Origin of the sequence: Rosenbergiella sp. YN46, assembly GCF_036620675.1 — a bacterium.
In the GTDB taxonomy this organism is placed as follows: Bacteria; Pseudomonadota; Gammaproteobacteria; order Enterobacterales; family Enterobacteriaceae; genus Jejubacter.
Genome location: NZ_JAZHEE010000008.1, coordinates 75,891 through 87,752 on the forward strand (window position 1 = coordinate 75,891; position 11,862 = coordinate 87,752).

Below are 11,862 nucleotides of genomic sequence, written 5' to 3' on the forward strand. Positions count from 1 at the left end.
GGGCTCCGGTTACTGGTGCGTGACCACAATGGGGCGCAGCGCATCCAGACGCCAACTGGCCTGATCCAGCGCCTCCAGCACCTGCTGACGGTTGTGCTCGATGGCTTCCAGCTCGTCATCGCGGATGTTGGGGTTTACCGCCTTTAGCGCTTCCAGGCGCGCATATTCGGCGCTGAGCTTTTCGTCGGCTTCAGCGCGGGCGGCGTCTATCAGTTGACGGGCGGCCTCGTCCATTTGCGGTTCCGCCAGTTGCAGGATGGCGTGAGCGTCCTGCTGCATGGCGTTGACCAGTTTACTGCCGGTATGGCGGTTAACGGCGCTTAGCTGGCGGTTAAAGCTTTCGAACTCGACCTGGCCTGCCAGGTTGGCGCCGCTTTTGTCCAGCAGCATGCGCACCGGCGTCGGCGGCAGGAAGCGATGCAACTGTAGCTGTTTTGGCGCCTGGGCTTCGACCACGTACACCAGTTCCAGCAGCAGCGTGCCCACCGGCAGCGCTTTATTCTTCAGCAGAGAGATGGCGCTGCTTCCGGTGCTGCCTGAGACAATCAGATCCAGACCGTTGCGAATAATAGGATGTTCCCAGGTAACAAACTGGGCGTCTTCGCGGGACAGCGCCACATCGCGATCGAAGGTAATGGTGCAGCCATCTTCCGGCAGACCCGGGAAATCCGGCACCAGCATGTGGTCGGAAGGGGTCAGCACGATCATATTGTCGCCGCGATCGTCCTGGTTGATGCCGATAATATCGAACAGATTCATGGCGAAATTGACCAGCTGGATATCGTTATCCTGCGCGGCTATCTCTTCCGCCAGCTGTTGGGCCTGTTCACCGCCGTTGGAGTGCAGTTCCAGCAGGCGGTCACGCCCCTGTTCCAGTTGAGCCTTCAGGGCTTCATGCTGTTTACGGCATTGGGTGATAAGCTCGTCGAAGCCGTCCATATTGTCCGGATTGGCCAGATAGCCGATAAGCTGCGGATAGACGCTATCGTAGATGGCGCGGCCGGTGGGACAGGTATGCTCGAAGGCGTCGAGGCCTTCGTGATACCAGCGTACCAGCACCGACTGGGCGGTCTTTTCCAGATATGGAATATGGATCTGAATATCGTGAGCCTGACCGATACGATCCAGACGGCCGATACGCTGCTCCAGCAAATCCGGGTTAAAGGGCAGATCGAACATCACCAGGTGGCTGGCGAACTGGAAGTTACGGCCTTCAGAACCGATCTCTGAGCACAGCAGCACCTGAGCGCCGGTATCCTCTTCGGAGAACCAGGCGGCGGCGCGGTCACGTTCGATAATCGACATGCCTTCATGGAACACGGCGGCGCGAATACCTTCACGTTCGCGTAGCACCTGCTCCAGTTGAAGCGCAGTATCGGCGCGGGAGCAAATTACCAGCACCTTCTGAGAGCGGTGGCTGGTTAGCCAGCCCATCAGCCATTCGACCCTGGGATCGAAGTTCCACCAGGTGCCGCTGTCACCTTCAAACGCCTGGTAAATCTGTTCGGGGTAGAGCATATCCCGCGCCCGCTCTTCCGGCGACTGGCGCGAACTCATGATGCCGGAGACTTTAATGGCGGTCTGGTACTGGGGCGGCAGCGGCAGGCAAATGGTGTGCAGCTCGCGCTGGGGGAACCCCTTCACCCCACCACGGGTGTTACGGAACAGCACGCGACTGGTGCCGTGCCTGTCCATCAGCATGGTAATCAGTTCGCGGCGCGCGGCTTCGCTGCCATCGCGATCGCCGTTGGCGGTTTGTAGCAGCGGTTCAATATCCTGCTCGCCCAGCAGTTCGCTGATGGCGTTTAGCGCTTCGTCGTTCAGACGTTCGCCTTTCAGTAGCAGGGCGACGGCATCGGCCACCGGGCGGTAGTGCTGCTGCTCTTCCACAAAGTGCTCGAAGTCGTGGAAGCGGCTGGGATCCAGCAGTCGCAGGCGGGCAAAATGGCTCTCCATCCCCAGTTGTTCAGGGGTGGCGGTCAGTAGCAGAACGCCGGGGGTTTGACTGGCTATCTGCTCAATGGCCAGATATTCGCGGCTCGGGGCATCGATGCTCCAGACCAGGTGGTGGGCTTCGTCCACTACCAGCAAATCCCACATCGCGTCGCTCAGGTGTTCCAGGCGCTGTTTATTACGGTACACAAAATCGAGGGAACAGATGACCAGCTGTTCGGTTTCGAAGGGGTTGTCGGACTCATGCCTGGCTTCGGTATAGCGATCGTCATCGAACAGGGCGAAGCGCAGATTGAAGCGGCGCAGCATCTCGACCAGCCACTGGTGCTGGAGGGTTTCCGGTACCACGATCAGCACCCGGCTGGCGGCGCCGGAAAGGAGCTGCTGATGGATGATCATCCCGGCTTCGATGGTCTTACCCAGGCCCACTTCGTCCGCCAGCAGTACGCGCGGCGCGTGACGGGTTCCCACATCGCGGGCAATGTGCAACTGGTGGGGGATCAGATTGGTACGCATACCGCGCAGGCCGCTCCAGGACTGACGATACTGCTGGCTCTGGTACTGACGTGCCCGATAGCGCAGGGCGAAGCGATCCATGCGGTCGAGCTGACCGGCGAACAGCCGATCCTGTGGTTTGCTGAACACCAGTTTGCTGTCGAGCATCACTTCGCGTAGCGCCACATCGGTTTCGCCAGTGTCGAGTCGGGTTCCCGTATAGGTCAGCAGTCCCTTTTCCTCGCTGACGCTATCTACCTTTAACTGCCAGCCTTCATGGCTGGTGATGGTATCGCCCGGGTTAAACATGACGCGGGTGACGGGGGAGTCGTTTCTGGCGTAGAGGCGGTTTTCGCCGGTGGCGGGAAAGAGCAGGGTCACCGTACGCGCATCAAGCGCGACCACGGTACCCAGTCCCAGTTCACTTTCCGTATCGCTAATCCAGCGTTGACCAGGGGTAAAAGGCATATTTGTTTAACTCTGTTTCTCTGTATTTGCAGGCAAAATGCCCCCGGGAATTCAGGCAACAGAAATCGGGGCCAGTGCCGGGCACCGTTTGGTTCTGTTACGCGAATTCTATGGGGGAATATGACCTCCCGCGCGTCGTCGCCGGAGGCCGGAATCAGATTCAGTCAAATGGAAGGGCGCTATGGTACTGGATGGCAGGCCGTTCGTCACCTGTCAAAAAAGCCCCAGTTGCCCTGTAGCCAGTGTAGCAAAATCTTCGCCAATAAAGGGCAGTATCCCTTCGGCCACGGGTTGAAGCTGGCGCTCCAGGTAGTGATGGTAATCCGGCGGCGAACGCAGATATTCCAGAGGTTCGGGCCCTTGAGTGGTCCAGACATACTTGATGGCGCCACGGTTCTGGTAGCGGGCGGGGCGCCCCAGTCGGGCGTTCTCTTCGTCCGCCAGTCGGGCGGCGCGTACGTGGGGCGGGACGTTGCGCTGATATTCACCCAGCGGGCGCCGCAGCTGTTTGCGATAGACCAACTGGGAATCCAACTCGCCGGCCATCAGGCTGGCGATGGTGGCGCGGACGTACTCCTGCCAGGGCTGGTTATGGAAGATGCGCGAATAGAGCTCGCGCTGGAATGCCTGAGCCAGCGGCGTCCAGTCGGTGCGTACCGCCTCCAGCCCTTTAAAGACCAGATGTTGATCTTCTCCGCTGCCGGTCAGCCCGGCGTAGCGCTTCTTGCTGCCCGCGTCGGCGCCGCGAATAGTGGGCATCAGAAAACGGCTGAAGTGGGTTTCAAACTCCAGTTCCAGCGCGCTTTCAAGCTGCTGGTTTTCGCCCAGTCGCTGACGCCACCACTGGTTTACGCCGTCGGCCAGACGTTGTCCAATGTCCCGGGCTTCGTCGTCGCTGTATGCTCGCTTCAGCCAGACAAAGGTCGAGTCGGTATCGCCGTAGATCACATCAAAGCCCTGCGCTTCGATCCATTCCCGGGTCAGGCGCATGATCTCATGACCGCGCATGGTGATCGATGAGGCAAGACGCGGATCGAAGAAGCGGCAGGCGCTGGTGCCCAGCACGCCGTAGAAGGCGTTCATAATGATCTTCAGCGCCTGGGAGAGCGGGCGGTTGCCCTGGCGTTTCGCCGCTTCGCGCCCTTCCCAGATTTGGGTCACGATGGCGGGCAGGCAGTGGCGGCTGCGGGAAAAACGGGCGTTCAGAAAGCCTTCTACACTACATTCTGGTTCGGGATGTGCCATACCTTCCACCAGCCCCACCGGATCGATCAAAAAGGTACGGATTATTGAGGGATACAGGCTCTTGTAATCCAGCACCAGCACCGAATCGTAGAGACCTGGGCGCGAATCCATCACATAGCCGCCGGGGCTGCCCTGGGGGGGCACCTCGCCGAGGTTAGGGGCCACGTAGCCGCTGCGGTGCATACGGGGGAAATAGAGATGGCAGAAGGCGGCCACCGAGCCGCCGTGGCGATCGGCCGGCAGGCCGTTTACGGTAGCCCGTTCCAGCAGAAACGGCATCAGCTCGGTTTTGTGGAAAATACGGGTGACCAGCTCGCAATCCTTCAGGTTGTAGGTGGCAAGCGCCGGTTTATCTTCATTAAAGCGGCGTTCGATCTCGCCCATGCGTTGCCAGGGATCGTCAATCGCTTTTCCTTCGCCCAGCAGTTCCCTGGCGACGTTCTCCAGCGAGAATGAGCTGAAGTTCCAGAAGGCGGACTTCAGCGCCTCGATGCCGTCGATAATCAGTCGCCCTTCGGCCTGAGCGAACCAGACGCCGGGCTTAAACCCATGCTCGCGCCATTCGAGCGCCACGCCAGCCCGGCCCAGGCGCAAAGGGATGCCGTAGCGTTCCGCGTGCTTTTGCAGCACTCTCAGGTCGAACTGCACCAGATTCCAGCCAATCAGTACGTCGGGATCGTGGCGTTCAAACCAGGCGTTCAGCTTTTCCAGCAGGCGCGGGCGGCTGGCTACGTACTCCAGTTCGAAATCCACCGCTTCCCGGTTGCCGTTTTCCGGCCCCAGCATATAAACGGTGCGCTGGCCGCATCCTTCCAGACCGATGCAGTACAACTCGCCATGGCGGCTGGTTTCAATATCCAGGGAAGCCCATTTAAGCGGTGGGCGATAGCTCGGTTCGGGAGCCATGCGGGCATTGATCAGCGTGTTGCCCTGTAGCTCGCCGCTAACCCGAACCGGGGCGTTGATAAAGCGTTCCATCAGGTAGCGTTCGGGGGGCCGAATATCGGCTTCGCAGACGTGAACGCCGCCGTCGCGCAGTAATTTTTCCAGGCGCATCATCTGGCGGTGCTGGCGGGTGTAGAGTCCGAAAACCGGGCGACGCTGAAAATCGCGCAGGGTGAGATCCGCCAGTCGCCAGTGTTTTTCGCCGGCCAGTAGGTGGGTGGTTTGTTCGCGTTGCGCTTCGGGAATAAAGCAGACCGATTCCTGGGGTGGGAGCGCCACTCGCAGCGGCCCCTGGTCGGTTGCCAGCCAGAAGCTGACTTCGGTGCCCCGGGGGGTATCCCGCCAGTGGCGGGTGAGCAGAAAGCCCTGTCGCGTCTCGGTCACGCCCTGTTCCTTCATCAAAATTCAGGCGTTATTATAGCCCTAATTTGGCGGATGAGTATGTGAATTCATACAGTAATCTTTTACGGGGTGGCAGGGGATGACCAACGCCGCTTAAGGATGGGGGATGATGCGCTATCTGATCGCGATCGGCGGCGCTGCTGGCGGTCTGGCGTTTATTTTATTGTGGGGACTTACTTTCTTGCGCCCGGATTTTGTGGCGGAAACATCGCGCTACGTGATTAGCACGGCGCTGCACGATGAGATAGACAGGCGGGTGGATACGCTGCCGACCTTCCTTGCCAAACGCATCGCCAGTACGGTTGAGCAGCGCGAGCGTTTAAAGATGCAGCTACAGGCGGCTGTAGCGGAAAGGCTGGATAATGTGGCGGCGTACCAGAGCTTGCCGGAATCCACCGGCCTGCTGGGGGCCGTTCATCGGAAGGTCGCTCACGCGCTCTGGCAAAAGTATCAGCAGGTGGTAGAGCAGCTTACCCATGACTTTCGCCTGTTTACCGGGCTCAGCGGTGGGCTATTTTTGGCTGTCATGCTGACGGCGTTTTTGTGCCGGGATCGCATCCGACCTCTGCTGGTGCCGACAGGGTTGCTGTTGCTGGCGACGGGGTTTATGTCTTACAGCTATATCTTTATGCAGGACTGGCTGTATACCATTGTTTTTAATAACTATATGGGGTGGTATTACCTGGTCTATGTTGGGCTGGTTTTTATTTTGCTGTGTGATATTACCCTGAACCGGGCGCGGGTGTTACGCGCACTGATAGACGGCATCACGAGTCTGGGAAATTGAAGCGTTCATCGCTAATGAGTGTGGGTTGTGTCCCGGCTTAAAAAACGCCGGAGCGTTCACGCAGGGCCGGAGGAGCGACAAGGATGTCGCTACAGGGCGAGGCCGCCAGGGATGGCGGCTCTCGCCCGGTCCGAAAAGTCCGGAGTGATAAGCGAAGGGGCCCCGAAGGGCGTTTTTTACTGCCGGAAAGCCCGGGTTGCCAGGGAGCGGCGATTGAGCCCCTGGCCCGTTCTACCTGCTGTGAATCAACAGAGAAGCAGTGACTCAAAGTGAACGGAACAGCTCACCGCATCATTATATTCTGCCGGTTTTTAGCTCCCGCTTTCGAACAAACCACCGTTTAAGGGTGAGTCATACCCCCCTGCTATTACTGTCCGTAGTAAGCGTTAGCGCCATGTTTGCGCAGATAGTGTTTATCCAGCAGCGTCTGCTGCATGGGCGGCAGCTCCGGCGCCAGTTGGCGGCAGAAGATGCCCATATAGGCCACCTCTTCCAGCACGATGGCATTATGTACGGCATCCTGAGCGTCTTTCCCCCAGGCGAAGGGGCCGTGGGAGTGCACCAGCACGCCGGGCATCTGAGCCGCGGAAATACCCCGCTCGCGGAAGGTTTCCACGATTACCGAGCCGGTATCCCATTCATACTCGCCATTAATTTCGGCATCGGTCATTTTGCGGGTGCAGGGGATGGCGCCGTAAAAGTAATCGGCATGGGTGGTACCGGTGGCGGGAATAGGCTGACCCGCCTGGGCCCAGATGGTGGCATGGCGCGAGTGGGTATGCACGATACCGCCGATCTCCGGAAAGCTCTGGTAGAGCAGGCGATGGGTCGGTGTATCGGACGAGGGCTTTTTATCGCCTTCGACAACGTCGCCGCTTTCCAGCGAAACCACCACCATATCCTGAGCGCGCATAACGTCATATTCCACGCCGGAAGGCTTGATAACCAGCACGCCGCGTTCGCGGTCAACGGCGCTGACGTTGCCCCACGTCAGGGTGACCAGATTATGACGAGGCAGCGCCAGGTTCGCTTCCAGAACCTGACGTTTTAACTCTTCCAGCATAAGTCGTTTCCTCCAGAAAAGGCGGGCCGGCGAACCGGCCCGAATCAGGTTTTAGCGTTTAAAGTGGTAGTAAACTTCGTTCCAGCGCAGCGCGTCCTTAAAGGCGGGCAGGCGGGTATCGTTATCGATGGTGGTCAGCTCGATATCGTGCATCTCAGTGAACAGGCGCATATCTTCCAGAGTCAGGGACTGGCTGAATACGGTGTGATGTGCGCCGCCGCCCAGCACCCAGGCTTCAACGGCGGTGGGCAGATCCGGCTGGGCTTTCCACAGGGCGTTAGCCACCGGCAGCTTCGGCAGCGCATGAGGCGCTTCAACTGCATCGACGCAGTTCACCAGCAGGCGGAAGCGATCGCCCAGATCGATCAGGCTGGCGTTGATCGCAGGGCCTGTGGCGGTTGAGAAGATAAGACGAGCCGGGGAGTCTTTTCCGCCGATACCTAACGGCTGAACGTCGAGAATTGGCCTGGTCGGCGTGGCGATAGAAGGGCAAACCTCCAGCATGTGGGAACCGAGCACCATATCGTTGCCGGACTCGAAGTTGTAGGTGTAGTCCTCCATAAAGGAGGTGCCGCCCGAAAGCCCCGTTGACATTACTTTCATAATGCGAAGCAGGGCGGCGGTTTTCCAGTCGCCTTCACCAGCGAAGCCGTAACCCTGCTGCATCAGGCGCTGTACCGCCAGACCCGGCAGTTGCTTCAGGCCGTGAAGATCTTCAAAGGTGGTGGTAAAGGCGTGGAAACCGCCTTCTTCCAGGAAGCGCTTCATCCCCAGTTCGATACGCGCTGCATCGATCACGTTCTGGCGTTTAGCGCCGTTAATCTGCACAGCGGGCGTCAGAGTGTAGCTGCTTTCGTATTCGTCGATCAGGGCGTTGATATCGCCGGTGCTGACGTCGTTGACCACCGCCACCAGATCGCCCACCGCCCAGGTGTTGACCGAAAAGCCGAATTTAATCTGTGCGGCGACCTTATCCCCTTCGGTGACCGCCACTTCGCGCATGTTATCGCCGAAGCGCGCCACTTTAAGGTGACGGGTATCCTGCTTCGAGACCGCCTGGCGCATCCAGTCACCGATACGCTCCTGAGCGCGTTTATCCTGCCAGTGACCGCTGACCACGCTGTGCTGTTGGCGCATGCGGGCGCCGATGAATCCGAACTCGCGGCCGCCGTGGGCGGTCTGGTTCAGGTTCATAAAGTCCATATCGATGCTGTCCCAGGGGATCTGCGCATTAAACTGGGTGTGGAACTGCAGCAGCGGCTTGTTCAGGATGCTCAGTCCGTTAATCCACATTTTGGATGGCGAGAAGGTGTGCAGCCATACCACCAGACCGGCGCACCTGTCCTGATAGTTGGCGTCGCGGCAGATATCGGTAATTTCATCCGGGCGGGTGCCCAGCGGTTTAAGCACCAGTTTGCACGGCAGTTTTGCATCGGCGTTCAGGGCGTTAACCACCTGTTCCGCCTGGCTATTGACCTGACGCAGGGTCTCCGCGCCGTACAGGTGCTGGCTACCAATTACGAACCAAATTTCATACTGATCGAAAATAGTCATCATCGCGTCCTTTAATGTGTCAGTGCCGCCTGGCCCGCAGATGCGTTGCCCTGAGGAACGGCCGAGGGGAGGTAGTGTTGTTCGGCGCTCTGGCACCACTGCTGATAGCGGCGATAGAGCTGTTCAAAGCGTGCGGCGCGCTCCGGTATTGGCTGGAGCGTGCGTTCAATGCGGCTGGCCATGATCTTCTGGGCGGCGGGAATATCGTCGTAAACGCCGGCCGCGACGGCGGCAAAGATGGCGGCGCCAAGGGCGCAGCATTGATCGGAAGCCACCACCTGCAGCGGGCGATTCAGTACGTCGCTACAGGCCTGCATGATGGTCGGGTTTTTACGGGCGATACCACCCAGCGCCATCACGTGGTTCACCGGAATGCCCTGTTCGGTAAAGCATTCCATAATGGCGCGGGCGCCAAAGGCGGTTGCCGCAATCAATCCGCCGAACAGCGTTGGAGCGTCGGTCGCCAGGTTGAGATCGCTAATGACCCCCTTCAGACGCTGGTTAGCGAAAGGCGTACGACGGCCGTTAAACCAGTCGAGTACTACCGGCAGATGCTCCAGCGAGGGGGCTTCGGCCCAGGCTTCGCTCAGCGCTGGAATTATCTTGTTACGGCTTTGCGCAATCTGTTCACGCAGCTCCGGATGCTGCTGCGCCAGCTGATCCAGCGGCCAGCCCAGAATGCGTTCAAACCAGGCGTAGACGTCGCCGAAGGCGGACTGACCGGCTTCCATCCCAATGACGCCAGGGGTAACGCTGCCGTCCACCTGGCCGCAGATCCCTTTCACCGTGCGATCGCCGACGGCGGACTTCCCGGCGGTCAGGATGTCGCAGGTCGACGTTCCGATAACTTTCACCAGGGTGTTGGTTCCCGCGCCAGCGCCGACCGCGCCCATATGGCAGTCGAAGGCGCCGCCGGAGATAACCACCTGCTCAGACAGCCCCAGGCGCCTGGCCCATTCGGCGGTCAGGCGGCCCACAGGCCGATCGGCGGTCCAGGTGTCACGGAACATCGGGTAGTCCAGATTCTGATTGATAATCGGATCCAGCTCGTCGAAGAAGCTGGCCGGAGGCAGGCCGCCCCAGCTTTCGTGCCACAGCGACTTATGGCCGGCGGCACAGCGGCCGCGGCGAATATCCGCCGGGCGGGTGGTGCCGGACAGCAGTGCCGGTACCCAGTCGCACAGTTCGATCCAGGAGGCGGCAGCGCGAGCGACGGCGTTGTCCTGACGGGTGATGTGCAGGATCTTGGCCCAGAACCATTCGCTGGAGTAGATGCCGCCGATATAGCGCGAGTAGTCCTCTTTGCCAGGCCTGTGGCACAGGCGGGTAATTTCCTCGGCTTCTTCCACGGAGGTGTGATCTTTCCAGAGCACGAACATGGCGTTCGGGTTGTCAGCGAATTCGGGATTCAGCGCCAGCACATTGCCGCTGGCATCGATCGGCGCCGGGGTGGAGCCGGTGCTGTCCACGCCGATACCGATAATCCGGGCGCGTTGATCGTCGTTTAACGCCGCCAGCGCGCTTTTGATGGCGCGCTCCATGGATTCGATGTAGTCCAGCGGATGGTGGCGGAACTGGTTATGGGCGGCATCGCAGTAGCGCCCTTCTTTCCAGCGTGGGTACCACTCCACGCCGCTCGCCAGTTCGTCGCCGGTGTCGCAATCCACCGCCAGCGCCCGAACGGAATCACTGCCAAAATCGAGGCCCAGTGCAATAGCCATCTCGTTACTCCATGGGTCAAACAGAACATGGATGAACCATAGAGGCCAGAGGCGAAACAGGGTCAGGCCGATCTGGCTTATCTTATGGATAAAATTGCTGTCAGAGGGAAATTTGTGACGCCACGCAAGTATTTGATGTGGACATTTCTGCCACTCTTATAGACACTTTTGTTACTGTTCATGAAGGCGGATTTACCCGATATTTGTCACATTTTTCCGCCGTGGTGCGGTTTCGCGCTCGGCGCTATCCCGGAGAGATGCAACCCGATACGCCGCCGGATGCGGAAGCGACAGAATATGGACAAATGGTTTCTTTTTGACCCCGTGGAGAGACGAGCCTGATGAATGAGACGCAAAATGATCCCCTGCTGCCCGGCTATTCGTTTAACGCCCATCTGGTGGCCGGGCTGACGCCCATTGAGGCCAACGGGCCGCTGGATTTTTTTATCGATCGTCCTCTGGGCATGAAGGGTTTTATTCTTAACCGTACCGTGCGTGGCGAAGGGATTATCAATAATCAGGGGCAGCAGTTTGTCTGCCGCACCGGCGATATGTTGCTGTTCCCGCCGGGCGAGATCCACCACTACGGGCGTCACCCCGACAGTCAGGAGTGGTATCACCAGTGGGTCTACTTCCGGCCCCGGGCTTACTGGCATGAGTGGCTGAACTGGCCCGCCATCTTTGCGAAAACTGGTTTTTATCGCCCGGCCGAGGAACACCAGCGTCACTTTTCCCGGTTGTTTCAGTTGATTATCGATGCCGGTCAGGGGGAGGGGCGCTATGCGGAGCTTTTGGCGATAAACCTGCTGGAACAGCTGCTGCTGCGACGCATGGATGCCCTGAGCGAATCCCAGAAGGCGCCACTGGATAACCGGGTGCGAGATGCCTGTCAGTACATTACCGATCATCTGGCGGACAGCCGTTTTGATATCGCAAGCGTAGCCCAGCATGTTTGCCTGTCGCCATCGCGCCTTTCCCACCTGTTTCGTCAGCAGTTGGGCGTGAGTGTACTGGGCTGGCGTGAGGATCAACGCATCAGCCAGGCCAAGCTGCTGCTGAGTACTACGAGGCTGCCCATCGCCAGCGTGGGGCGCAACGTGGGATTTGAAGATCAGCTCTACTTTTCCCGGGTTTTTAAAAAGTGTACCGGAGCCAGTCCCAGCGAGTTCCGGGCCGGTTGCGAGCAGCTTAATCGGGATGAGTCGCTAAACCGCGTTTGAACCAGCTGT

Annotated in this window: 7 protein-coding genes; 2 read left to right on the forward strand and 5 right to left on the reverse strand. The window is 59.2% G+C overall.

Features of this window, described 5'->3' with window-relative positions:
- Positions 1–9: 9 nt before the first annotated feature.
- Both rapA and polB read right to left on the reverse strand, forming a co-directional pair.
- Complete coding sequence (gene rapA / locus V3W49_RS09015; RefSeq protein ID WP_500145017.1) at positions 10–2,916, reverse strand: RNA polymerase-associated protein RapA; 2,907 nt, start codon at positions 2,914–2,916, stop codon at positions 10–12.
- Positions 2,917–3,129: 213 nt separating this feature from the next.
- Entirely contained in the window at positions 3,130–5,490 is a 2,361-nt protein-coding gene (gene polB, locus V3W49_RS09020) for a DNA polymerase II (protein ID WP_500145018.1), read from the reverse strand.
- A 124-nt stretch (positions 5,491–5,614) separates the two neighbouring features.
- On the opposite strand from polB, the gene V3W49_RS09025 reads away from it, so the two are divergent.
- Positions 5,615–6,295, forward strand: a complete 681-nt coding sequence (locus V3W49_RS09025; RefSeq protein WP_500145019.1) for a hypothetical protein — start codon at positions 5,615–5,617, stop codon at positions 6,293–6,295.
- A gap of 367 nt (positions 6,296–6,662) precedes the next feature.
- Here the strand turns inward: V3W49_RS09025 and araD are convergent, their stop codons facing one another.
- From araD to araB, 3 genes are read right to left on the reverse strand one after another with little or no spacing between them, the layout of a single operon-like run.
- Positions 6,663–7,358: an L-ribulose-5-phosphate 4-epimerase gene (gene araD / locus V3W49_RS09030; protein WP_500145020.1), complete on the reverse strand. Its 696-nt coding sequence runs from the start codon at positions 7,356–7,358 to the stop codon at positions 6,663–6,665.
- A 51-nt stretch (positions 7,359–7,409) separates the two neighbouring features.
- A complete protein-coding gene (araA, locus tag V3W49_RS09035; protein ID WP_500145074.1) occupies positions 7,410–8,912 on the reverse strand; it encodes an L-arabinose isomerase in 1,503 nt (500 codons plus the stop codon).
- Positions 8,913–8,923: 11 nt separating this feature from the next.
- Positions 8,924–10,633, reverse strand: a complete 1,710-nt coding sequence (gene araB / locus V3W49_RS09040; protein WP_500145021.1) for a ribulokinase — start codon at positions 10,631–10,633, stop codon at positions 8,924–8,926.
- 341 nt (positions 10,634–10,974) lie between these two features.
- Here araB and araC point away from each other — a divergent pair, with 341 nt between their 5' ends.
- Positions 10,975–11,853 carry an arabinose operon transcriptional regulator AraC gene (gene araC / locus V3W49_RS09045; RefSeq protein WP_500145022.1) on the forward strand — a complete coding sequence of 293 codons (879 nt, stop codon included), beginning with the start codon at positions 10,975–10,977 and terminating at the stop codon, positions 11,851–11,853.
- The last annotated feature ends 9 nt before the right edge of the window (positions 11,854–11,862 follow it).

Excerpts from the sequence above, each read along its gene's own strand:
- rapA (WP_500145017.1), bottom strand. The coding sequence starts at position 2,916 with ATGCCTTTTACCCCTGGTCAACGCTGGATTAGCGATACGGAAAGTGAA.
- V3W49_RS09025 (WP_500145019.1), top strand. The coding sequence starts at position 5,615 with ATGATGCGCTATCTGATCGCGATCGGCGGCGCTGCTGGCGGTCTGGCG.
- araD (WP_500145020.1), bottom strand. The coding sequence starts at position 7,358 with ATGCTGGAAGAGTTAAAACGTCAGGTTCTGGAAGCGAACCTGGCGCTG.
- araA (WP_500145074.1), bottom strand. The coding sequence starts at position 8,912 with ATGACTATTTTCGATCAGTATGAAATTTGGTTCGTAATTGGTAGCCAG.
- araB (WP_500145021.1), bottom strand. The coding sequence starts at position 10,633 with ATGGCTATTGCACTGGGCCTCGATTTTGGCAGTGATTCCGTTCGGGCG.
- araC (WP_500145022.1), top strand. The coding sequence starts at position 10,975 with ATGAATGAGACGCAAAATGATCCCCTGCTGCCCGGCTATTCGTTTAAC.